The sequence below is a fragment of the Ilumatobacter sp. genome (assembly GCF_046290335.1).
In the GTDB taxonomy this organism is placed as follows: Bacteria; Actinomycetota; Acidimicrobiia; order Acidimicrobiales; family Ilumatobacteraceae; genus Ilumatobacter_A.
On sequence record NZ_JBKAGH010000006.1, the window covers coordinates 152861 to 176126 of the forward strand.

Genomic DNA, 23266 nt, shown 5'->3' on the forward strand with positions numbered 1-23266 from the left:
ACACCCCCTCGAAGCCTGATGTGCAGCTCGGCGCCCGCCTCCCGGCCGGGAGGTGGCAGATCAATGCGTCAGGTCGGCCAGGGTCGCCACGGTGCGGTCGAGTTCGTCGGTGGTGGTGGTGCAGTGGACCGACAGGCGCAGCATCGGGGGAAGGCCTCGGCGTTCGACGTCGAAGCGCGACGAGCCGATGTGGGTCACCGAGGTGTTGATGCCGCGCGCTCGGAGCTGCTCGCTCAGCGAGGTCGCGTCGACGAAGGGGTGCGATGCGGTCACGATCCCGCATGTCGCACGGCCCTCGTCGTGGACGGTCATGCCGAGATCGACCAGACGCGCCCGCAGGTCGTCGCCACGTCGGGTCACGGTCGCCTGGATGCGGTCGAGTCCGAGCCGCAGCGCTTCGTCCACCGCGGCGCCGAGACCGAGCCAGTTCGCGTGCGAGTACTCCCAGTGCTCGAAGCGAGTCGCGCCGGGAGCGAACTCGTAGGTGTCGAGCGTCGTCCAGTCCGCACCGTGATGATCGGGCTGCGCCGGCACGATGCGATCGAGGATCGACGGACGAACGTAGAGCAGCCCGGTCCCCCGCGGCCCGCGCAGATACTTGCGACCCGTTCCCGACAAGAAATCGCACGCGATCTCGTCGACGTCGATCGCGAGCTGGCCGACCGCCTGACAGCCGTCGAGCAGGAACGGCACGCCGGCTGCACGGGTGACCGCGCCGACGGCAGCGGCGGGGTTGATCAGTCCGCCGTTGGTCGGGATCCACGCGAGCGACACCACCGCCACCTCGTCGGGCTCGCCGAGCCGCTCGGCCAACGCTTCGACGTCGACGGCTCCCGACGGGTCGTTGGGCAGTCGCTCGATCGTCAGATCGTGGAGCGCCGCGGCATGCAGGTAGGCGACGGCGTTGGCGCCGTAGTCGTGGTCGTGGGTGATGATGCGCTGCCCGCGCCGGAACGGCAACGACCAGAACGCCGCGTTCCACGCCGCCGTCGCGTGCTCGAAGCGGGCGATGTCACGGCGCCCCGCACCGAGCATGGTGGCGATCGAGTCGTAGACGGCCTCGTCGCGGTCGGCCGCTTCCATCGCCGCTTCGTAGCCGCCAATCGTCGCCTCGCGATGCAGATGAGCGATCTGGGCGTCGAGCACGGCCTGCGGGGGCAGCGACGACCCGGCGTGATTGAGATGGATCAACTCGTCTCGGCACCCCGGTGTGACCGAACGGATCGCGTCGATCTCTGCGTCGTCGAACGGTTCGGCCACGCCTCGAACCTAGTCAGCGCCCACCCCACCGAGTAGCGAACCGAGGAGCGCTCGTGCGCTCGCCGCTCGACCCGGCGCATCGTCACTCGGATCATACTTGTATTTAACTTGTATCTACTTGTCTCTCACCTGTATGGTCTGGCGTATGGAACTCGTCGTCATCGGAGTCGCCGCACTGGCCACGTCGGTCCTCAGCGCGATCGCCGGACTGGGCGGTGGGATCGTCCTGCTCGTCGTGATCGCCCAGTTCTTCGTCCCGACCGTCGCCATCCCGATCCACGGAGCCATCCAGTTCGTCTCGAACGGGTCACGCGGCGCAATGCTCTGGCGCGACGTCGCATGGCGTGCGGTCCTGTGGTCGTCGATCCTCGTGCTGCCGGCGAGCATTCTCGGCGTCTACGCGGCCACGTCGATCCCCGACGACGCCACCCGAGTCGCGCTCGGAATGTTCGTGTTGATCATCGGCTGGCGACCCGGACTGCTCACCTGGCGCAGTGGGCAACGGCTTCCCGATCCAGCGCTGATCGGTGTGGGCGCGGTGTCCGGCTTCCTCAACTCGACGGTCGGCGCGAGCGGGCCGGTCACCTCACCGTTCTTCAAGGCGGTCACGGCGACACACGTCGCGTTCGTCGCCACGGCGGCCATCTCTCAGGTCGTCGCGCACACGTCGAAGATCGTCGCGTTCTCGCTGGACGACTTCTCGCTGCGAGATCACGTCGCGGTGATCACCATCGGTGCCGTCGGCGTCGTCGTCGGCACCTGGGTCGGCACGCGACTCCTCGGGCGGATCACCGACGATCGCCTCGACGCCGTCTTCAAGCTCGTGCTCAGCGCCTTGGCGATCCGCCTGATCGTCGACGGACTCCTCCCCGACTGAACGTCGAGGCCGCTTCGTTCCTGTGTGCGATCAGCTGGCGGTACCGGGCGCCTGATCCGTCTGCGGCGGGGCCGGGTCGACGTCGTCGGCCGAGGCCGGCTCGACGTCGGATTCCTCGTTCGACAGCGCCTCGAGCACCGCATTCTCGACGACCTCGCTCAACGCCGGATGAATGTAGAACACGTCGTGCGCGATCGTGGCGGCTGGCGTGTCGAGCTCCATGGCCTGGATCAACGGCTGGATCAACGTCGCCGCCTGCGGCCCGATGATGTGCGCGCCGATGATCAGCCCGGTGTCGTCATCGACGAGCACCTTGGCGAACGACGTCTCGTCGACGAGCGCCCAGCCGTACGCGGTGCCTGCGTAGTCACGCTTGCCGACGGAGAAGTTGCGTCCCTGCGCCCGAGCGGCCTCCTCGGTCAGCCCGACGGTCGCCACCTGCGGGTTCGAGAACACGGCACTCGGCACGGCCTTGTAGCTCTGCCGGCGCGGTGCGTCATCGGGATGCGCGAGGTTCCAGAACGCAACCTTCGCCTCTGCGTTGGCGAGATGCTTCAGTTGATAGTTGTTGGCGATGTCGCCGACCGCCCACACCCCGGGCACGTTGGTCGCCATCGTGTCGTCGACCAACACGGTGCCGTGATGATGACACTCGAGCCCGCCAGCGTCGACGTCGAGCAGGTCACTGTTCGGCTCGCGACCTGTCGCCACGAGCAGTTCGTCGACAACGATCTGCTCACCGCCGACCGTGATGCCGATGGTGCCGTCGGCGAGGCGATCGACCTTGGTCGGCAGGTGACCGAGCAGCAGGTCGACGCGTGCACCGAACACCTCGGTGAACCGAGCGGCGACTTCGCCGTCGAAGCCCCGCAGCAGCCCTTCCGACCGATTGATCAACGTCACGTGCGAACCCAGCCCAGAGAACACGTGCCCCATCTCCGCTGCGATGAACCCGCCACCGATGATGCCGAGCCGATCCGGCAGCGTGTCGAGTCGCATGATCGAATCCGACGTGTGAAACCCGGTCTCGACGAGGCCGGGAATCGGCGGAACGACGGGACGCGCGCCAGCAGCGAGCAACACGTTCGGTGCCGTGATGTCGCGACCGTGCGGACCTTCGTCGACGTGGAACACCTTGTCGCCGATGAACCGTGCGGTCCCCTGGATCAGTGTCACGTTCGGCGTGCCCGATGCTCGATACTCGCGTCCGCCCTCGGAGATCGCATCGATGCGCCCGAACACGCGATCGCGAATCGCCGCGAAGTCCGCTCCGTTGAACTGGGTGTCGATGCCGAGCTTTGCGCTGTGTTGCGCGTCGACCGCTTTGTCGGCGGGCAGCACGAACATCTTCGACGGGATACAGCCGACGTTGAGGCACGTGCCGCCGAAAATGCCTCGTTCGACGATCGCGATCTTCCAATCAGCCAGGTACTCCGGGATCGAGTTGCCTGACCCTGACCCGATGATGATCAGGTCGAACGGCTCGGCCGTGGCCGCGTGCTGATCGTGTCCGGCGGCAGAATTCGTTGCAGGTGAGCTCACGACTGGTGTCCAACCAGGCACGGCGTCGTTCATTCCCAAAGGTCATGGTGCCAGGCACGATGACCTATCCGGCGCTGGTCATGGCAGGTCATGGTGCCAGGCACGATGACCTATCCGGCGCTGCCGACCTACGACACCGCCAGCAGGATCACCCCGGCCAACACGACGATCAACCCGACGACTTGACGCCGACCCACGTCGTCCGCGTACACGACACGGCCCACGATCACGCTGACGGCCGGAAACAGCGAGGCCGTCACCACGGTCGACGTCGCGTCCACCTCCACACCGAGCAGGTAGAAGATCGTCGACAATCCTGCGACGGATCCGGCCGCCAGCGCGACGAGACGCAGTCCGGCCGGCGGTCTCGGATCGACACGCAGACGAGCCGCCGCTGCGAGCATCAACGAACAGGCGGCCAACCGCTGCCCCACCGCTGGCCACGATCCGCTGGCATCGGAAGCCTCGATCACGACGCTCAGCCCGATCCCGTAGCCGAGCCCCGACACCAGTCCCCACAGCAGCCCAGATCGCAGATGCGCGACCCGTCCACCGCCCAGCGTGATGAGGACCAGACCAACGATCGCCACCGCGGCGCCGCCCACGGCGAGTGGCGCCGGAGTCGATCCGCGGACGATGGCATACAGGTACGGCACGACCGCCGACACGGTCGCGACGAGCGGCGCGACGACCGCCGACGACGAGCGCTGCAGGCCACCGAAGTACCCCCAGAGCCCGACCCCGAGCCCGAACCCCGACACCGCACCGATGGCGAGCGCCCCGACGGAGAACGAACTCGGAACGATCGCGAGGGACACGATCGACGCGAAGATCGCGACGAACTGCATCGACACACCCGTCACGACCGGACCGCGAGCGTTGGCAACCCGGCGTCCGAAGAAGTCGGCCGCCCCGATCGACAGCGACGTCAACAGCCCGTAGACGATGCCCACACAGGTCATGGTGCCAGGCACGATGACCTTTCCGCACGATGCCGATCACGCTTTCGGGGGCGAGGGAGTGGTGCGATTGGCACCCGGCTCGACGATCGGCAACAGTGGCGACGTGACGAAGCGACGCACCGGCGACGGTTTCATGCGATGCAGCGACGGCCACGTCCGCTGGGGCGTGTTCGGCGCGGCAGGCGTCGTGTTCGTCGTCGACGAGGCCGACGGTCCGGTCGTGATGCTGCAGAAACGATCCGCCATGGCCCACGAGGGCGGCACCTGGTCATGCGCCGGCGGCGCGCTCGACGAAGGTGAAACCTCCTACGAGGGAGCGCTACGCGAAGCGACCGAGGAAGTCGGCGCGTTTCCGGGGGAGGCCGAACTGCTCGGCGAGTACGCGTTCGTCCCGGCGACCGACTGGTCCTACGTCACCGTCGTCGTTCGAGTCGCCGAGCGCTTCGGGGAGTCGATGAACTTCGAAACCGATGCCGTGGGCTGGTTCTCGCCCGACGACGTCGAACGCCTGCCGCTCCACGCTGGCTTCGCCGCGGCGTGGCCGCACCTGCGCGTCATCGTCGACGGTCGCTGAGCGACAGAGTGGGTCTGACCCACTCTGTCGCTTGCGGGTCAGAGCGCGGCGGGCGCGGATGCATCGGGGTCGCTGACGCCGACGAGGTGCGTGTGATCGTTGTAGCGGTTCATCCGCCACACGTCGTCGTCATCGACGAGCCACTCCGACACCGACGTGTTGACCGGGCTCACGATCGGCAACGAGGCGAGCGACGTCGCTGTCGATGCCCCATCGGGCGTCCACCGACGCGCCGCCGACACCATGATCACCCCGCCGTGGCACACGACCCACACCGTCGACCCGCGATGCTGCGCCACGATGTCGTCGGTTGCCGACAGCACTCGTGCGGCGAACTCCTCACCTGACTCCCCGCCGGGCGACAAGGGACGATCCCAGTCGCTCCATGGCGCCATGCCGTAGCGCTCCACGTACTCGTCGATGGTCAAGCCCTCCGCCTCGCCCGACGTCCGCTCGATCAGATCCCCCCGCTGGACGACAGCGAGCCCCGAAGATTCGGCCACGATCTCCGCGGTGTGCACGGCCCTCGGCATCGTGCTCACCAACACGGCGTCAGGGCGCAGCGACGGGTCGGCAGCCAGACGATCACGAAGCGCCTCCGCCTGGGCGACGCCGAGTGCAGTGAGCCCTCCGCAGCTGTCCTGTCCCGAGATCCAGCGGCCAGCGTTCGATGCGGACTCCCCGTGCCGGATCAGGACGATGCGCGTGAACTCGGGCTGGATGATCTCGGCGGCGGTGGCGGTCATCGGGCCAGCATGCCAGAGGCCCCCGGTCGGTTTCCTGTAGGACGATGGCGAAAACACGCCGGACCGACCGCACGCTGCCGTCGTAGCCTGGCCCGGTGACGACGATCGACCAACCCGAGACGACGGGCGCCCTCTCGACCACGGACGCCTCGCGGACCGCCGTCGGCGCCTGCCATCACGACTGCCCCGACTCGTGTGGCTGGACGGTGACCGTCGACGACAGCGGTCCATCGCCCGTGGCCGTGAAGCTGCGCGGCCACCCCGACCACCCGTTCTCGCAGGGTGAGCTGTGTCCGAAGGTCAACCACTTCCTCGATCGCGTGTACAGCCCCGAACGGATCCTGCATCCGATGCGCCGCGTCGGCCCGAAAGGTTCGGGCGAGTTCGAGCGGATCAGCTGGGACGACGCGCTCGCCGAGATCGCCGAACGGCTGCACGATGTGATCGACACACACGGACCCGAGGCGGTCCTGCCGTACTCCGACGCCGGCAACCAGAGCCTGCTCGCGATGTTCGGCGCCGGCGCGCGCTTGTTCAATCACCTCGGCGCCACGAGGCTGCTGCGGGCGATCTGCGGCGTCACCGTCGGCGCCGGCACGTCGATGACCAACGGCTCGGGCGCCAGCCTCGAGGCGACCGAACTCGTGCACTCCAAGCTGATCGTGCTCTGGGCCACCAACACGCGACTCACCAATCGACATCTCTGGCCGACGATCGAGCAGGCTCGCACGAACGGCGCGCGCATCGTCGTGATCGACCCGATCCGAACCCTCACCGCCGACGCCGTCCTGCCCGAACGAGGTGACCGGTTCATCCAGCCGCGTCCCGGAACCGACATCGCGATGATGCTGGCGATGATGCACGTCATCATCGAACGCGACCTGCACGACAGCGACTGGGTGAACGCACACACCCTCGGCTTCGACGAACTGCGCGCCGCAGTCGCCGACTGGAGCCCGGCACGAGCGTCGACGGTGACCGGCGTCGACGCCGACGTGATCGAACAGCTCGCCGTCGACGTCGCGACCACGCGACCGACCGCGATTCGCACGCTCGTCGGGGCCGAACACCACGAGAACGGCGCCATGTTCTTCCGCACGCTCAGCTGTCTCCCGGCACTCACCGGCGCCTGGCGCGATCGAGGTGGTGGCTTCTCTCGCAGCGTCGGCTTCTGGACCGAGAGCCAGATCGACATGACGAGCCTGCACCGTCCCGACCTGATCCCGACCCGTGACGCCAACCGTGACGCCACCCGTGACACCACCCGTGACACCACCCGTGATGCCAACGGTGACGCCAACGGTGACGCCCGGCGATTCCCGCGCCAGGTCAACATGAGCCGCCTCGGCGCCGTGCTCACCGGAAGCGACCCCGATCTCGGCGACGGTCCGCCGATCCACGCGATGATCGTCTGGAACTGCAACCCGTCCGTCGTCGTTCCCAACGCCGACCTCGTCCAACAGGGACTCGCCCGTGACGACCTGTTCCTCGTGGTGCACGAGCAGTTCCTCACCGACACCGCCAAGTTCGCCGACATCGTGCTGCCGGCGACCACCCAGATCGAAAGCGACGACGTCGTGTTCCCCTGGGGACACCTGTGGGTTGCATACAACCACGCTGCGATCGACCCCGTCGGCGAGTCGTGCAGCAACACCGAGCTCTTCCGCCGACTGGCGACTGCGATGGGACTCGACGAACCGGCGCTGCACGCGTCCGATACCGAGCTGTTGGCCGACGCTCTGCCGACGATCGATCTCGACGAACTCCGCCGCGAGCGCTGGCTCCGGGCCCCGTACCCCGAAGACGGACGACCCTATGGTGACCCTGGCGGCGTGACCCCCTTCGCGACACCGTCGGGCAAAGTGGAGTTCGCGTCCGATCAGCTCGCACGACTCGGCCAGCCGCGCGTCCCCACCTTCGTTCCTCCGACCGAAGGTCCAGGTGGTGATCCGGAGCTGCTCGCCCGCTACCCGCTCCAGCTCCTCACGCCGAAGCATCACCGCCGCTTCCTCAACTCCGGCTATGCCGACCTGCCCAAGCATGGCCCGGCCGAAGGTGGGCCGTTCGTCGAGATCGATCCGCTCGACGCTGCGGCACGTGACCTCGCCGACGGCGACCTGGCCGTCGTCGTCAACGACCGCGCCGAAATGGTGGTGCGGGTGCGGATCAGCGAGCGCCTGCGACCCGGCGTCGTCGCCGTGCCATTCGGGTGGTGGCGCGATCACCACGGCGATGGAAAGGTCGCCAACAGCCTGACGAACGACACCCTCACCGACTGGGGCGGCGGCGTGGCCTTCAGCGACACGTTGGTCCAGGTGCACGCCCAACGCTGACAGTACCCTGCACCACATGGCTGCAGATCAGATCTACGCGTTCCGCGTGACTCGCCTGCCGCTCCTCGACGCCGGTGGATCCCCGATCGGCCAGATCGAAGATCTCGTCGCGATCCCTGGCCGTCCGGCGCAGCGCGGTCGCCCCGCCGAAGCCCCGCGCATCGTCGGCTTCGTCGCGAACAGCCAGCGTCGGCGCATCTTCGTCAACGCCAACCGGATCGGCGAGCTCAACAGTGACGGTGTCCGCCTCAAGAGCTGGGACGTCGACCTCAACCCGTTCAAGCCACGTCCCGGCGAGGTGTTGATCAAGGCGGAACTCATCGACCGCCGCATCGGCGACGAGATGGTCAGCGACATCGCGCTCGTCGAAGCAACCGACGGCACGTCCACTCGCTGGGAGATCGACAAGGTCCGCCTCGCTCGTCGTGGCGGCATCGGGCGACGACCCACCTACCGACTCGCCGACACCAGCGAGGTTCCCGGCCTGTTCGACAATCCGACAGCGATGGAAGCCGAAGCAGCTCGACTGCGCGACATCCACCCGGCCGAAGTCGCCGCCGTCGTGCGCGCGCTCCCCGATGCGCAGCGACGTCAGCTCGCGCACGCGATGGACGACGAACGCCTCGCCGACGTCCTCGAGGAACTCCCCGAGGAAGAACAGGTCCGCATCGTCGAAGGTCTCGACCGCGAGCGCCTCGTCGGCGTCTTCGACGAGATGGAGTTCGACGACCTCGCCGACCTCCTCGGCCAGATGAGCAAAGCTCAACAGGAGCGCATGCTCGACGTGATGGACGACGACGACCAGGCCGTCCTGCGCCTCTTGCTGTCGTTCGAGGAAGGCACCGCCGGCGGTCTGATGACACCCGAGGTGGTGATCCTCGGTCCGACCGCGACCGTCGCCGAAGCGCTCGCCGAGATCCGCAAGCCCGACTGGGTCGTGAGCATCGCGACGCAGGTGTTCGTCTGCCAGGCGCCGTACAAGTCGCCCACCGGCCGATTCCTCGGCGTGGTCCACATGCAGCGGCTGCTGCGAGAGCCACCGTCGATGGAGCTGCGCCACCTGGTCGAAGTCTGCCCGACGGTCGCTCCCGACACCAGCGACCGACACGTCGCCGAAGAGCTCGCCAGCTACGACCTGCTCGCCGTCGCCGTGTGCGACTCGGCCGGGCGATTCCTCGGAGCGGTCACCGTCGACGACGTGATCGACCGCATGTTGGGAACGGAGTGGCGCAAGCGGCACCGCCCGGCGAACCGAACGAGTACCCCGTGAAGCGGCGAGAAGACCTCAACGCGCCCCGCTCGCGGCGATGGCTCGGCATCCAGGTCGACACCGATGCCTTCGGTGCCTTCGCCGAGTCGATCGCCAGCTTCATCGGCACGGCCCGCTTCCTCGTCTACCAGACGGTGTTCATCACCCTCTGGATCATCCACAACCTGTTCGCGCCCGATCGACTGATCTTCGACCCGTGGTCGCGCGGCTTCACGTTGCTGACCCTCGTGCTGTCGATCCAGGCCGCCTACGCCGCACCGCTGATCCTGCTCGCTCAGTCACGCCAGGAGCGACGCGACCGGATCATGGCCGAAAACGACAGGGAGGTCGCCGAGCGGACCCAGACCGACACCGAGTTCCTGGCTCGTGAACTGGCCAGCGTCCGTCTGTCGCTCTCCGACATGGTGACCGGCGAGAGCTTCGACGACCGGCTCGCTCGTCTCACCGATGCCGTCGAGCACCTCGGACGCCAAGTCGACGGACTCAGCCGCAAGCTCGGCGACGATGAGCCGGACCCGGCCGACCGCACCCAGATCGCCGACGCCGACGTCTGACCAAGCGCCGACCGTCGCTGGGGCAAATCAGCGCGGCGTCGCAGCCACTCGGCTGATCAACTCGACCGTCGCCGCAGCGAACTCGTCGGGCTGCTCCAACGCGCCGAGGTGGTCCATCGCCACCTCCACGACGTCAGCGCCGAGTGCTGCCGCCAGCGCCCGTTGTTTGCGTGGCTTGACGAGCCGGTCACGCGTCGAGATCAACGAGCCGGCCGGTACCCGGAGGTCTGCCGCCCAATCGCGCGCATCGTGATGACGCAGTGCCTTGCCCGCTTCGAGAATCACCCGAGGGTCACTGCGCATCGTCTCGGCGACCAACCAGTCGCGGTGCGGGGCGAGTTCTGCGTCGTCAGCGAGCATCCGAGCCGACGCCGCTCGCAACAGACGCGGCTGCGTCCGCGAGCGGATGAACGCGCCCATGATCGGCAGCAACCACCACGTCAACCGCTCACGCCGCGTCGCCGACCACTCGAGGGCGGTCGCCTGCACGATCAAGCCCGAGACGAGATCTCCGTGACGTCGCGCCACGTGCATCGCGATCGGTCCGCCCATCGAATACCCGATCACGATGACCGGCCCGAGGCCGAGTTCACGAACGACCGCTGCCGCATCGTCGGCCACGTCTTCGAGGGTGAAGGGAGTCAGCGAACGCACACCACGGCCATGCCCACGATGGTCGAGCCCGGCGAACGAACAGACCTCGGCCAACTGGCGATACGCCCCCAGGAACTGCAGGTCTGACGACGCCGTCCACCCGTGCAACAACAACACGGTCGGTGCCGACGGATCCGGGTGCACGTGGCGGCGCACGAAGAACTCGCCGCGTCCGGCGACCGAGACGATCGATCCGTCGGGGAGCCACGGCGGTGGCGTGTCGTCACGCACTCGGCACCCCGGTGAAGAGTTGGAGCCGCACGCCGAGACGCTCGATGGACCGAAGCAGATCAGTCGTGGGCACATCCTCACCACCCGGCACGACGAGACCAGGGGCTCGCTCATCAGCGAGGAGCAGCCCGGCGAATGCAGCAGCGGTCGCCGCCGCCGCCGTGCCGACGAGTTCGGCGATCCCCGCGACATGCGTCACCCGACCGCCGCGATCATCGGTGCCCCGAACCTCGACGCGCAACGCACCGACGCCACCCTCGGAATGCGGTCGTGTCAGCATCGGCAGCCGCGACGTCAACCGGTCGCGCCGGTTGGCCGACATCCGCGCCTGGATGCGTTCGACCTCGGGAAAAGCCCGGCGAATCACGAGTGGCGCAGCCATCTCGGCGTGATAGCAGTCGTACGCGCCAACCGGCTCCGGGAAGAAGGCGAGTTGACGGCCCGTGCCCGCTCGTGTCGAGATCTCGCGGCCGTCGAGCATGTTCGTCGACGTGCCAGCCAGCGCGTGATGATGCTGTCGAGCGCACGACGGACCCGCCGTGCCATGGACGTGGACGTGCACTTCGTCGATCGAGCTGCAACTGCCCGCCAACTGCCGAGCAAGCAGGGCCACCAAACCCGACGACATCCCCGCGCCGACCACCAGCGTCGCGTCGCCCCGGCGCGCAACAGCTTCGAGATCGAACAACGCGCGCACATCATCGACGCCGTCGCCGATCGACACCACGTCGATCCCACGCTCGAGCAGACGACGTGCCGACGGATGATGCGGACCAGGTTGGGCGAGGATCACGAGGTCGATTCGCTGGGCGATGGCACCGATGTCTTGACGCCGCGTGTCGATCTCGATCAGCGTCGCGTCGGGGACGAGTGTGGTGAATCGTCGCAGGATTCTGCGGCCGACGACGCCAGCACCGATGATGCCGACGACCGGCTCGGTCATCGGCTCGACTCGGGCAGATCGAGAGGTCGCCACCCGCCGTGCTGCGGTGGTGTTCCACCTGACCCCCGCAGCCGGATACCGGCCGCGAAGATCGAACCCAGCACCACGGCGGATACGACTCGGCGGAGGAACTTCATCGGATGAACCTCGGATCCATCTCATCGGGTGGTGGGGCTAACAAGAATCGAACTTGTGACCTCATCGTTATCAGCGATGCGCTCTAACCGACTGAGCTATAGCCCCGACAAGGAGGTGAGACTATCGGGAGGGTCGTTCGTTCGCACCCGTGTCATCGACCACGGCTTCGCGGATCATCGACCCGGATTCATCGCGGATGACCGCCGGCACGTCGGGCTCCGAGCGCCGCACGACGAAGCGGCGCATCGGTGAGACCCGGGTCTCGACGACTTCTTCTTCGAGCACGGTGAATCGCATGCCGCCGACGAGATCGGTGATGAGGTTGAACAGCGTGGCAGCGAGCACCGCGAGACCGGTCAGGCCGATGACGACGAACAGGCCAGCGATCCACGCGGCGTTGTAGATCTCGCCGCCGTTGAAGGTGAATTCGCTCCAGCCGAACGACTCGAAGAAACGCTCGACGTTGTCGACCGTGCCCGTGGCGTGGGCGACGTTCCAGAGCAGGACACCAGCGGTGAGCACGATCACGTACAGCACGCTGTGCGCCAGCAACGCGATCTTGAACACGCTCCAGGGATCGACGTGGCGAACGACGCGGGTGACTTTGCGGACCCGAGGCTTGCGACCCAGCACCCGAGGAATCTGAGCCGGGATCGGCAGCGGCGCCGGCGCGTAGTCGGCTCGACGGCGCGGGCGGCGCTTGGCGGCACCGGTGTCGTCTTGTGGTGCGAAGTCGACGATGGGCCCATCGATGTCGGCACGACGAAGTTCCTCGAGGATGTCGTCCGTCACGACGTCGTCATCGAGCTCGACCAGCGAGTCGGCATCGTCACGGTCGCGAGCATCGACGTCGGTGTGCGCCTCGGGGGCATCGATGACCGGCGTCACCACGCGAGCATCACCGGGGCGGTCACCGTCGTAGCGCTCGACCTCAGCATCGACATCGTCCGGCGTCGCCGGCACGATCTCGGGCAACTCGAAATCGTCATCGTCGACATCGTCATCGTCGAGATCAGCTACCTCATCGACATCGTCATCGTCGAGATCAGCTACCTCATCGAGATCAGCTACCTCATCGAGATCAGCTACCTCATCGTCATCAGCTACCTCATCGAGATCAGCTACCTCATCGAGATCGTCATCGGTGTCGTCGTGAGCAGCGGCGGACTCATCGAGCGTCACAACATCATCGACATCATCGACATCGAGGCGGTCTCGAGCGTCGGTCGGATCGTCGAGATCGTCGTCGGCTCCGTCGTCGTCAGTGGCAGTGCCCAAGTCGAATTCGACGTCGGCTTCTTCGAGCGCACCGTTCATGGCTTCGTCGAACTCGGAGCCGTCGAACAGATCATCGAGCGCGTCGGCAGACTCCGACGACGTCAGGTCGTGCTCGGTCTTGCTCACCCGACCGAGTGTACGCACTCACCGCCTCGCGTTGCCGTCACTTGACCGACCCCTGACGGTCGGCCGCTGAACCGGCTCATCGTGACCGTCGCGGTCACGGCCCCGATCACGATCGAGATCAGGGTGCGTCGGTGGCCCGGGCGGTGGCGGTGGCCTCGCCGAATCGCACGACGACGGTGACCTCGTCAGCGCCCGGGCCCGCGCGCCAGCTGACCAGCGTCGCACCGTGATGTGCGGCGAAGCGAGCCGCCTCGACCTCACCTCCGTCGAGCGACGCGAGTGCCGCTGCATCGGCGGCCGTCTGCGCTCGAGCGCGATCGGTCACTCCGCGACCCACATCGACCAGCGCCAGCAAGATGGCCACCAGCAACGCAGCCGCGACTGCGACCACCACGATCGCAGCCTGGCCGATGTCGCCGCGGCACCAGGTCGGTCTGGCCGAACCAGTGTGAGTCGCGGCGATGTGAGGTGAGTGGATGTGATTCGTCGCGGTCGTCTCGTCACGCATGCGCGACCTCCCAGGGTTCGTCCAGGTGAGGCAACGGCGAGCTGCGAGAGGCGGTCGAAACCGCGAGATCAGGTGTCGTCGGTGGCGAGGATCGGTGCGACCGAGCCCACGACGTCGCCGGCATCCATGTTCATCACCCTCACACCGGTCGCGGTACGACCTTGCGATGAGATGTCACGCACGCCCATTCGAATCGTGATGCCGTTTCGAGACACCGCGACGATCTCGTCGTCGAGGCCGACCATGAAGGCATCGACGACCTCGCCCTTCTTGCCGGTCAACTTGATGCCCATGACGCCTTGCCCACCGCGACCTTGCACGTTGAACTTGTCGAGCTGCGTGCGCTTGCCGTAGCCGGCCTCGGTCATCATCAAGATCGCAGTGTCGTCACGGGCCACGTCGATCGACACGACACCGTCGTCGCCGTTCTTGAGCTTCATGCCGCGTACGCCAGCCGCGCTGCGTCCCATCGGGCGCACGTCATTCTCGTTGAAGCGAATCGTCATGCCGCGCTTGCTGACCATGAAGATGTCGTCGTCGCCGCTGGTTTCGATGACCTTCATCAAGCGATCGTCGTCTCGAAGGTTGATCGCGATGAGCCCGTCACGACGAGACGAGTCGTACGCGTCGAACGTGGTCTTCTTGACCGTGCCTTTCTCGGTGGCGAAGAACAGGTAGCGATCGCCGGCGAACTCGCGCGTGTCGATGATCGCCTGGATCGTCTCGTCGGGCTGCAACGGCAACAAGTTCACCATCGGCATGCCCTTGGCGGTGCGTTCACGCTCGGGAATGTCGAGCGCTCGCAATCGGTAGACCTTGCCTCGGTTCGAGAAGAACAGCAGGTGCGCGTGCGCCGTGGTGAAGATGACGTGACGCACGATGTCGTCGACCTTGAGCTTGCCGCCCGACACCCCTCGGCCACCACGACCCTGGGTCTTGAACGACCCGGCCGACACGGCCTTGATGTACTGCGCCTGCGTCATGACGATGACGAGTTCTTTGTCGTCCACCAGGTCTTCGATCGACATTTCCCCGTCGTCGTAGGTGATCTCGCACACGCGGGGCGTCGCAAACTCTTCCTTGATCGCGGTGATCTCGTCTTTGATGACACCGTTGAGCCGCTCGGGCCGGGCGAGGATGTCTTGCAGGTCTTGAATGCTCGCCCGGATGTCGTCGAGTTCGGTCTCGAGGTCGATGCGTGACAGTCGGGTCAGTTGACGCAACTGCATGTCGAGAATGTCGTTGGCCTGGACCTCGGAGAACTCGAACGGCTCGGCCATCAGGCCCTCGCGAGCCGTGGCGACATCGTCACTGGCCCGGATCAGGGCGATGATCTCGTCGATGACGTTGAGGGCCTTGATCCGCCCTTCGAGGATGTGCTCACGCCGCTCGGCTTTCGCCAGACGGAACTCGGTACGACGGGTGATGACGTCGACCTGGTGCCGGACGTAGGCCTGCAGCGCATCGAGCAGCGTCAGTTGACGCGGTACCCCGTCGACGAGGGCGACCATGTTGATCGAGAACGTCGACTGCAGCTGCGTCAACTTGTAGAGCTTGTTGAGGATGACGTTGGCGTTGCCGTCTCGCTTCAGTGAGATGATGAGGCTGGTCTTGCCGCCTGACGAGTCGTCGTTGACATCGGAGATGCCCTCGAGGTCACCGGCGTCGACGAGCTCTTGGATGCGCGCCGCGATCGACGAGCAACTCGTCTGGTAGGGCAGTTCGGTGACGATGATCTCGTAGCGACCGTTCTTGCCTTCTTCGATGCTGGCCTTCGCGCGCATCTTGACGCTGCCGCGCCCGGTTCGGTAGGCATCGATGATCCCGGCGCGCCCGAGAATGTAGGCACCGGTCGGAAAGTCCGGCCCCTTGACGTGGGTCATCATGTCGTCGACCGTGGCGTCGGGATGGTCGATCAGATGGACTACAGCATCGATGACTTCACCGAGGTTGTGCGGCGGAATGTTGGTCGCCATCCCGACCGCGATGCCCTGGCTGCCGTTGACCAACAGGTTCGGAAAACGTGACGGAAGAACGAGCGGCTCCTCGGTGGTGCCGTCGTAGTTCGGGATCATGTCGACGGTGTCTTCGTCGATGTCGGCCAACAGCTGCATCGCCAACGGGTGGAGACGACACTCGGTGTATCGCGATGCCGCGGGGCCGAAGTCTGGGCTGCCGTAGTTGCCGTGGAAGTCGATCAGCGGGTGGCGTAGTGAGAAGGGCTGCGCCATGCGGACCAGTGCCGCGTAGATCGCGGAGTCGCCGTGAGGGTGGAAACGCGCCATGGTGTCACCGGCGACGCGAGCACACTTCACGTGGGCCCGATCGGGGCGAAACCCCTGCTCTTCCATGTCCCAGATGATCCGCCGGTGCACCGGCTTGAGCCCGTCGCGCACGTCGGGCAGGGCGCGCGACATGATGACCGACATCGCGTACTCCAGGAACGAGTTCTCCATCTCGTCGGAGAGCGGGATCGGCTGGATCGCGTCGTCGCCACCGTCGTCGCCACCACCACCGACAGGCGGCTCTGGGGGCTCAGGCGGATTCGTATCGGTCGTATCAGTCATGAGATGTGTCCTGTGGTGGAGTCAGCAGAAGCGAGCAGGCGAGCGAAACGCCGAAGTGGGCCACGCTAGAAATCGAGGTGCTGAACGTCGCGGGCGTTGGTGGTGATGAACTCGCGGCGCGTCGCCACGTCGTCGCCCATCAGCGTCGACATGATCTCGTCGGCGCGTGCGGCTTCGTCGACGTTGACCTGCAGCAGCGTGCGCGTCGCCGGGTCCATCGTCGTGGATCGGAGCTCTTCCCAGTCCATTTCGCCGAGACCCTTCAGGCGAGCGAACTGCTTCTTGTGGTTCGGTCGCTCCTCGAGGAACTTCGCTTTCGCGATGTCGTCTTTGAGATAGACCTTCTCCTTGCCGATCTCGGTCGAGTACAGCGGCGGCTGCGCGATGTAGCAGTAGCCGGCCTCGACCATCTCGCGCATCTGGCGGAAGAAGAACGTGAGCAACAGGGTGCGGATGTGGCTGCCGTCGACGTCGGCGTCAGCGAGGCAGATCACCTTGTGATAGCGGGCCTTCTCGACCTCGAACTCGTCACCGACACCCGCGCCGATCGCGGTGATCAACGCTTGGATCTCGTTGTTCTTGAGCATCTTGTCGATGCGTGCGCGCTCGACGTTGAGGATCTTGCCGCGAATGGGCAGGATCGCCTGACTGTAGGGATGGCGGGCATCGACCGCGGTGCCGCCCGCCGAGTCGCCCTCGACGATGAACAACTCGGACTCGTCCGCGTTCTTCGACTGGCAATCCTTCAGCTTGTCGGGCATACCGGCGCCCGACAGCGCTGTCTTGCGACGGATCGCGTTGCGCGCGTTCTTCGCCGCAGCGCGCGCCTGAGCTGCGGCCATGCCCTTCTTGACGAGCTTGTTCGCTTCGGTCGGATTCTCCTGCAACCACTCGGCGAGCATCTCGTTGGTCGCCTTCTGGACGAACGAGCGCATGGGCACGTTGCCGAGCTTGGCTTTGGTCTGGCCTTCGAACTGCGGTTCACGCAGCTTCACCGAAACGATCGCCGTGAGGCCTTCTCGCACGTCGTCTCCGCTCAGGTTCGGGTCTTTTTCCTTGAGCAGGTTCTTCTCGCGCGCGTACTTGTTGATCGTGGTGGTGAGCGCGGTGCGGAAACCTTCGATGTGCATCCCGCCCTCGATGGTCGAGATGCCGTTGGCGTAGCCGTGGATACCTTCGTGGTAGCCGGTGTTCCACTGCATCGCGACGTCGAGCATCTGGCCCTCGTCGTCTTCGTCTTCGAACTGACAGACCTTGCTGAACAGCGGGTCTTTGGTGGCGTTGAGATGCTTGACGAAGTCGACCAGACCACCCTTGTACTGGTACGTGATCTCTTGTTCACGCTCTGGTCGCTGATCGGTGAACTCGATGATGAGGCCCTTGTTGAGGAACGCCATCGTCTGCAGCCGTTCGAGAACGGTGCGAGCAACGAACTCGACACCTTCGGCCTGGAAGATCGTGGGGTCGGGCCAGAACGTGATGGTCGTACCCGTGGTGCGACCACGACTCGGAGTGTCGCCGACCACGGTCATCTTGTTCTGCGGTACACCACCGTCGGCGTAGGTCTGCTCGTAGCGCTTGCCGCCACGATCGACCTGGATCAACAGCTTGGTCGACAGTGCGTTGACCACCGACACACCGACGCCGTGCAGACCACCGGAGACCTTGTAGCCGTCGCCGCCGAACTTGCCGCCGGCGTGCAATACGGTCAGCACGACCTCGGCCGCCGACTTGCCTTTGTGCTCGCCGCTCGTGAACGGATCGATCGGAATGCCGCGCCCGTTGTCGGCGACGCTGCAGCCACCATCGGCGGTCAGCGTGATGCTGATGCGGTCACAGTGACCCGCCATCGCCTCGTCGACGGAGTTGTCGACGACTTCCCAGATGAGGTGGTGCAAACCAGCGAGGCCGGTCGAGCCGATGTACATGCCCGGGCGCTTGCGCACCGGATCCAGGCCTTCGAGCACCGTGATCGCCGCCGCGTCGTAGGCAGCGGTGGTCTTGGCGCCCTCGGTCGAGTTCTTCTTGCGAAGCCGCTTCTCGGCAGGTGGGGTGTCGGTAGCCGCCGGGCGCTCGATGGGTGCGGTGGCGTCGTCGTCACCGTCAGGAGTCGGAAGCATGCTTGCTGCGGTGTCAGTGGACACTCGTACCTTCTTGCGTCAACGCCCTCGCGGGACGTGCGGATACAGATTCGTGTTGCCCGTGCGGGCACGATCGACACTGGACGACAGGCGTGCCAGATGCGGTCAGACCGGCGCCGGAACCCCCAGTTGCAATGGGTTCTAGCCTACCAGCGGGGTGTGACACACACGGTTCAATCGGCCTCCTCGCGTCGAGAAATCACACGACGGTGATTCTGATCCGGACCCCAGATCCGTGATGCGGGAACGCATGCTCGCGAGCCCGCCGGAAATCGTCTGCTGCAGCGATGCAGACCGACCGACGGAGTGCTACGCAGGCAGGTACGCCACGACGTCGGCTACCAGGTGCGTCGAGTTCGACGTGAACAGACACAACTCGCCGCGCGCCGACAGTCGGGCGACGACCTCGTTGCCGCCATTCGCGCCCGCCACGTAGTTCAGACTCGAGGCCACCGGCACCGTGTCGCCACACGGAGCGACCGTGACGAATCCGACGCCGTCGGCCTGGATCGAGGTGACGTTCACCACCACGCCGAGCGCATCCGCCGGCACGTCGCCTCGGCCGGCGACCGGCAAGGTGAGCGTCGATCCGGCCGCACGCCGTTCGTCCAGGTCGCCGACGTCATCGATCGTCCCTTCGCCGGCTCTCGTGTCGAGCAGACGAGCGGGTGTCGAGGCCGTCAGCGTCGGCGTGTCGTCGATGTATCCCATCACGTCGATGGTGAGGTCGATCGAGCTGCTCGTGAACAGACACAGATCTCCCGACCCGTCGAGCGTCACCACCAGTTCGTTACCGCGCGTCACGCCGGCCTCGTAGTTCAGCGACGATGCGGTCGGAATCGGGTCCAGGCATGCGCTGGCGGTCACGAACCCGCGTTGTGCGGGACGCACGGCTGTCACGTTGACGATGACCGTTCGGGCGTCGCCGGGCACGGTGTGGCGACCGGCGAGGCGAACCCTGGTCGTCGCGCCCGCCTCGGTGCGCCCGGCACCTTGGAAGAGACCGTCGATGGTGGCCGAATCACGCGTGTCGAGCACGCGGGCCGGAACCGTCGTGGTCGTCGGTGACTCCGCCGGAACGAAGCCGACCACGTCGCCGGCCAGATGCGTGGTCGCCGAGGTGAAGAGACACACGAATCCCTCGTCGTCGAGTCCGACGATGACCTCGTTGCCGAGGTTGACGCCCGCTGCGAAGTTGAGCGATGAGGTGAGAGGGTGCGGCTCGGCACACGGATGGGCCGTCACGAATCCGACCCCGTCGGCCTGGATCGCCGTGACGTTGACCACGACCCCGATCGCATCGGCCGGAACGTCACCTCGGCCCGCGATCTGCACGCGGTACTGCGTACCGGCCAGCCGCTTGCCCTCCGCTGCGAAAGCGTCGTCGATCGTCTCGCCCGCCGAACGAGTGTCGACGAATCTGGCCGGGTCGAGCGGCACGATCGCCGGCACCGGATCGACCGCTGTCAGCACGACGTCATTGCCGTCTCCGCCGACGTAGCTGATGACGAAGCGTTGACCATCGGACGTGAACGCCGATCCCTCGTCGAGGCCGGCAAACGTGCCCGACAGCACCGACGACGACGCCGCCAACTCGATGATCGTGAACGTGTCACCGACGGCGAGGGCTGCGCCGACGGCGACGACCAGGGCCGCCGCCCCGAGGGTCACCGTCCGGCCATCACCCGTCACCGACAGTCGGTCGTAGCCCGTCCCGACGGTGGTTCCGTCGATCTCGACGTCGAAGCTGGTCATGGTGTCGAGTGTGATGTCTCCGTCGACCGTCACGATGCCGGGAGAAGTACCCGGAGCGATGCCGCCACCAGACGCCCACGACGTGACATCCCCGTCGATCGTTCCCGATCCGGCGAGTGTGCCACCGGCGAGCCGTGTCGGGCTGACAATGGTCCCGTTGACGGCGAACGAGCCACCGACGAGTGACACCGCACTGCCGCCATTGTCGAACGACGGCACCGACACGATGTCGGCTTCGTCGAGGAACGAGGCGCCGACCGACGTCGCCACGAGCGATCCGAGGTCGGTCTGGATCGGGGCACCGGACGCCCCCAGGCTGCCGGTGGTGTCGATCTCGGCCATGAATCCGGAGAGATCGACAGCAGCGTCGGTGTCAGTGATCGGACCGTCGGCCGTGAGACCGACCGTCGCGGCACCTGCATCGACGTCGAGGCTCGACAGGCCGTCGAACTCGATGAGCCTGATGTCACCAGCTGATGTGGCGGCAACGTCGGCCACGTTCGTCCGGATCGCCGCCCTGCCCGATCCGCCCGGCACTCCGATGCCCACCGGAGCATCGAACACGACACCGCCTGTCAGCACTTCGACGGTCGTGCTGCCCGACGGAAACACCACGTCGTCACCATTCAGAATCGCTCCGTTCAGGCTGACCAGGCGGACGGCGTCCACCGACGACGAGGTGGAGGAGATGCCTTCGACGACGAGGTCACTCGTTGCCGTGACGTCGATGCTGCCGGTGCCATCGGCGCCGCCTTGGACGATCGTCGCAGCACCGCCTGCCGTCACCGTGATGTCGCCGGAACCAGCGGTGGCGATGAAGCCACCATCTCTCGCATCGAGATCACCATCGACGTCGAAATCCACCGAACCGGCGCTCGCCACGCCGGCGCCGCCGACGCTCGCATCACCCGAGACATCGATGTCGATGTCGCCAGAGCCCAGACTGTTGGTGATTCCGCCGTCGTCACTGTCGAGCGAACCACCGACATCCAACTCGATCGATCCGGCTCCTGCGATGCCGGTGCCGCGAACCAACGCATCGCCCTGCGTCGTGATCGAGGCGAGCTCGGGACCCGACGCTTGCAGACCCCCGTCGCTGATGGTGAGTGAGCCCGCCTGCAAGTTCACTCCAGCGGTGAACCGAGCACCGGACTGCTCGATGACCGCTGTCGTGTCGACCTCGATGTCGGCGGCTCCGGACGTCTCGAGTCCACCCCCCGAGACCAACAACGAGCCGGCGTCGATCGACAGCTCACCTGCGTCGAACCCGTTGCCTCCGGTCGTCACCGCGCCGGTCGTGGTCACGCTGGCGCGGCCGGCGACGATCAGACCGCCGTCGCCGGCAAGGAACGACGCTGCGTCCACGTTGAGCGGAGGGATGGACGTGAACCCCTGGACACGGACGTCGACATCACCGCCCGCAACGAACGACACCGGCCCCACACCGGTGATGATCGGGCGCACGCTCGGGGCGATGTCGATGTCGTCGCCTGCGTCGAACGACACTGCACCGCCGGTCGACAGTTCGCCGGACAGCACGACGTCACCCTCTGCCTCGACATCGACACTCGCCACGCCGATCGCGCCGGCCAGTACGACGTCGCTCGTCGTGCTCACGGCGGTGAGGGGAGTCAGATTTGCCGGTGTGGTGGCGATCTCGGCGATCGTCACGGCGCCACCGGCGGAGATGTCGATCGCTGCGGCGAAGCCATTCATCGACGACGTCGGGCTCATCGTGAACTCGCCGAGTCCGTTCGCGGCGGTGTCGGCCGTCATGCTGATCGGCCCGTTCGCGTCGAGGTCGACGTTGGCGGTCAACGCAATGCTGCCGGCGGTGGCGATCTCGATACCGCCTCCGGCGCGGATGTTCGTCAGGAAGTCGACTCGACCGCCCGATGCGGTCAGCTTTCCGAACGAGATGTCGAGCGGGTTCGACGCAAAGCTGATCAGTGTGTCGGGGTTGCCGTCGATGGTCACGTCCGCCACGAAGGCGGGGTCGATTCCCTGGACGTTGACCGTGTCCGATCCGTTCTGGGTGGTCACCGTGAGAGAACTGGTCGGGTTCACGAACGTCACACTCTCACCGAGTGACGAATCGATGAACGAGGAGCCGCTGGGCAACGCGTTCGTGAGTTGGATCGTCTCGTCGCCACCGGTGAACGTGAACACCCGATTGCTCGCCGAGATGTTGTCGACCACCGGCTCGAGTCCGCGATAGTCGATCCGGGTCGGACGACCGTCGATGTCGAGTTCGATGTCGCCGTCGTGATCGTTGATGAAGCTGTGAGTCACGGTGTCACTGGAGCCACCGACGAGTTCGAGCACATCGCCTCGACCGTCGGGGCGCTGGTCGCCGCCGAGAAACACCAGGCCATCGGGAGGCACCGGATTGCCGTTGCTGAAGTCGATGACGAGCGTGTCGTTGCCACCGAGACTCTCGATCACGAGCGGCTGGGGTGTGAACCCCGGCGGTGACGCTGCATCGGCAACGTCGACCGTGGCACTCAGACCTCCGCTGCCGGAGAGTCGCGCGATGCCTGCGGTGACGAGTGACAACGTGAGCAGGTCGTCCGCCTCCGTGGCGACGTCGTCGAAGTCTGCCGACTGTTCGCTGGTCGCTGCCGTCGATCCCGCTACCGTCATCGTCGCGGCCAATGCGATGCACGCTGCGACAGCCGTCGCGCGACGGCCCACAGTGTTTGCTGAACCTGTGCTCATGCGCCCTCCCGAGACTCGGGACCATGATTCCACGTCGAGCGGCCGACCGCTACCGGATCGCCGTCGAACCGTGAAGGCTCTGCGTCGAT

At 66.2% G+C, this 23266-nt stretch carries 17 protein-coding genes and 1 tRNA gene; 6 read left to right on the forward strand and 12 right to left on the reverse strand.

Annotated features, from left to right (window positions below):
• Nucleotides 1–60: 60 nt before the first annotated feature.
• Nucleotides 61–1260 carry an aminotransferase class V-fold PLP-dependent enzyme gene (locus ACE37B_RS20075; protein ID WP_409925116.1) on the reverse strand — a complete coding sequence of 400 codons (1200 nt, stop codon included), beginning with the start codon at nt 1258–1260 and terminating at the stop codon, nt 61–63.
• Between the two features lie 145 nt (nt 1261–1405).
• On the opposite strand from ACE37B_RS20075, the gene ACE37B_RS20080 reads away from it, so the two are divergent.
• Nucleotides 1406–2137 (forward strand): sulfite exporter TauE/SafE family protein, encoded by a 732-nt coding sequence (locus ACE37B_RS20080; protein WP_409925117.1) that lies wholly within the window; start codon nt 1406–1408, stop codon nt 2135–2137.
• A 30-nt stretch (nt 2138–2167) separates the two neighbouring features.
• Here ACE37B_RS20080 and ACE37B_RS20085 read toward each other — a convergent pair whose 3' ends face one another.
• Nucleotides 2168–3679 carry a mycothione reductase gene (locus ACE37B_RS20085; protein ID WP_409925118.1) on the reverse strand — a complete coding sequence of 504 codons (1512 nt, stop codon included), beginning with the start codon at nt 3677–3679 and terminating at the stop codon, nt 2168–2170.
• Nucleotides 3680–3807: 128 nt separating this feature from the next.
• On the reverse strand, nt 3808–4653 hold the full coding sequence (locus tag ACE37B_RS20090) for an EamA family transporter (protein WP_409925119.1): 846 nt from the start codon (nt 4651–4653) through the stop codon (nt 3808–3810).
• 1 nt (nt 4654) lies between these two features.
• Between ACE37B_RS20090 and ACE37B_RS20095 the strand changes: the two genes are divergently transcribed.
• Complete coding sequence (locus ACE37B_RS20095) at nt 4655–5215, forward strand: NUDIX domain-containing protein (protein ID WP_409925120.1); 561 nt, start codon at nt 4655–4657, stop codon at nt 5213–5215.
• A gap of 38 nt (nt 5216–5253) precedes the next feature.
• Here ACE37B_RS20095 and ACE37B_RS20100 read toward each other — a convergent pair whose 3' ends face one another.
• Complete coding sequence (locus ACE37B_RS20100) at nt 5254–5961, reverse strand: histidine phosphatase family protein (protein WP_409925121.1); 708 nt, start codon at nt 5959–5961, stop codon at nt 5254–5256.
• Nucleotides 5962–6056: 95 nt separating this feature from the next.
• On the opposite strand from ACE37B_RS20100, the gene ACE37B_RS20105 reads away from it, so the two are divergent.
• From ACE37B_RS20105 to ACE37B_RS20115, 3 genes are read left to right on the forward strand one after another with little or no spacing between them, the layout of a single operon-like run.
• On the forward strand, nt 6057–8294 hold the full coding sequence (locus ACE37B_RS20105) for a molybdopterin-dependent oxidoreductase (protein WP_409925122.1): 2238 nt from the start codon (nt 6057–6059) through the stop codon (nt 8292–8294).
• A 16-nt stretch (nt 8295–8310) separates the two neighbouring features.
• Nucleotides 8311–9564, forward strand: coding sequence for a magnesium transporter MgtE N-terminal domain-containing protein (locus ACE37B_RS20110; protein ID WP_409925123.1), 1254 nt, complete (start codon nt 8311–8313; stop codon nt 9562–9564).
• Complete coding sequence (locus tag ACE37B_RS20115; protein ID WP_409925124.1) at nt 9561–10118, forward strand: DUF1003 domain-containing protein; 558 nt, start codon at nt 9561–9563, stop codon at nt 10116–10118. Before ACE37B_RS20110 ends, ACE37B_RS20115 begins: the two co-directional genes overlap by 4 nt.
• 27 nt (nt 10119–10145) lie before the next feature.
• Here ACE37B_RS20115 and ACE37B_RS20120 read toward each other — a convergent pair whose 3' ends face one another.
• The 4 genes from ACE37B_RS20120 to ACE37B_RS20135 all read right to left on the reverse strand — a co-directional run bounded on the left by ACE37B_RS20120 (nt 10146) and on the right by ACE37B_RS20135 (nt 12972).
• Nucleotides 10146–11003, reverse strand: coding sequence for an alpha/beta fold hydrolase (locus ACE37B_RS20120; RefSeq protein ID WP_409925125.1), 858 nt, complete (start codon nt 11001–11003; stop codon nt 10146–10148).
• Nucleotides 10996–11946, reverse strand: coding sequence for a hypothetical protein (locus ACE37B_RS20125; RefSeq protein ID WP_409925126.1), 951 nt, complete (start codon nt 11944–11946; stop codon nt 10996–10998). Before ACE37B_RS20125 ends, ACE37B_RS20120 begins: the two co-directional genes overlap by 8 nt.
• 166 nt (nt 11947–12112) lie before the next feature.
• A tRNA-Ile gene (locus tag ACE37B_RS20130) sits at nt 12113–12189 on the reverse strand.
• Between the two features lie 15 nt (nt 12190–12204).
• Nucleotides 12205–12972: a DUF3566 domain-containing protein gene (locus ACE37B_RS20135; RefSeq protein ID WP_409925127.1), complete on the reverse strand. Its 768-nt coding sequence runs from the start codon at nt 12970–12972 to the stop codon at nt 12205–12207.
• Here ACE37B_RS20135 and ACE37B_RS20140 point away from each other — a divergent pair.
• Complete coding sequence (locus ACE37B_RS20140; RefSeq protein ID WP_409925128.1) at nt 12940–13533, forward strand: hypothetical protein; 594 nt, start codon at nt 12940–12942, stop codon at nt 13531–13533. The genes ACE37B_RS20135 and ACE37B_RS20140 overlap by 33 nt on opposite strands.
• A 73-nt stretch (nt 13534–13606) precedes the next feature.
• On the opposite strand, the gene ACE37B_RS20145 is transcribed toward ACE37B_RS20140, so the two are convergent.
• The 4 genes from ACE37B_RS20145 to ACE37B_RS20160 all read right to left on the reverse strand — a co-directional run bounded on the left by ACE37B_RS20145 (nt 13607) and on the right by ACE37B_RS20160 (nt 23102).
• The gene (locus ACE37B_RS20145; protein WP_409925129.1) at nt 13607–13996 is read right to left on the reverse strand and encodes a pilus assembly protein TadG-related protein; all 390 of its coding nucleotides are present in this window, start codon (nt 13994–13996) and stop codon (nt 13607–13609) included.
• A 68-nt stretch (nt 13997–14064) separates the two neighbouring features.
• Nucleotides 14065–16563, reverse strand: coding sequence for a DNA gyrase subunit A (gene gyrA, locus ACE37B_RS20150; RefSeq protein WP_409925130.1), 2499 nt, complete (start codon nt 16561–16563; stop codon nt 14065–14067).
• 65 nt (nt 16564–16628) lie between these two features.
• Nucleotides 16629–18683 (reverse strand): type IIA DNA topoisomerase subunit B, encoded by a 2055-nt coding sequence (locus ACE37B_RS20155; RefSeq protein WP_409925252.1) that lies wholly within the window; start codon nt 18681–18683, stop codon nt 16629–16631.
• A 330-nt stretch (nt 18684–19013) separates the two neighbouring features.
• Nucleotides 19014–23102: a beta strand repeat-containing protein gene (locus ACE37B_RS20160; RefSeq protein ID WP_409925131.1), complete on the reverse strand. Its 4089-nt coding sequence runs from the start codon at nt 23100–23102 to the stop codon at nt 19014–19016.
• Between the last annotated feature and the right edge of the window lie 164 nt (nt 23103–23266).

Bases quoted from the DNA above. Each gene is read 5' to 3' on its own strand.
- ACE37B_RS20080 (WP_409925117.1), top strand. From the start codon at position 1,406: ATGGAACTCGTCGTCATCGGAGTCGCCGCACTGGCCACGTCGGTCCTC.
- ACE37B_RS20095 (WP_409925120.1), top strand. From the start codon at position 4,655: ATGACCTTTCCGCACGATGCCGATCACGCTTTCGGGGGCGAGGGAGTG.
- ACE37B_RS20100 (WP_409925121.1), bottom strand. From the start codon at position 5,961: ATGACCGCCACCGCCGCCGAGATCATCCAGCCCGAGTTCACGCGCATC.
- ACE37B_RS20110 (WP_409925123.1), top strand. From the start codon at position 8,311: ATGGCTGCAGATCAGATCTACGCGTTCCGCGTGACTCGCCTGCCGCTC.
- ACE37B_RS20125 (WP_409925126.1), bottom strand. From the start codon at position 11,946: ATGACCGAGCCGGTCGTCGGCATCATCGGTGCTGGCGTCGTCGGCCGC.
- ACE37B_RS20145 (WP_409925129.1), bottom strand. From the start codon at position 13,996: ATGCGTGACGAGACGACCGCGACGAATCACATCCACTCACCTCACATC.
- gyrA (WP_409925130.1), bottom strand. From the start codon at position 16,563: ATGACTGATACGACCGATACGAATCCGCCTGAGCCCCCAGAGCCGCCT.
- ACE37B_RS20155 (WP_409925252.1), bottom strand. From the start codon at position 18,683: ATGCTTCCGACTCCTGACGGTGACGACGACGCCACCGCACCCATCGAG.
- ACE37B_RS20160 (WP_409925131.1), bottom strand. From the start codon at position 23,102: ATGACGGTAGCGGGATCGACGGCAGCGACCAGCGAACAGTCGGCAGAC.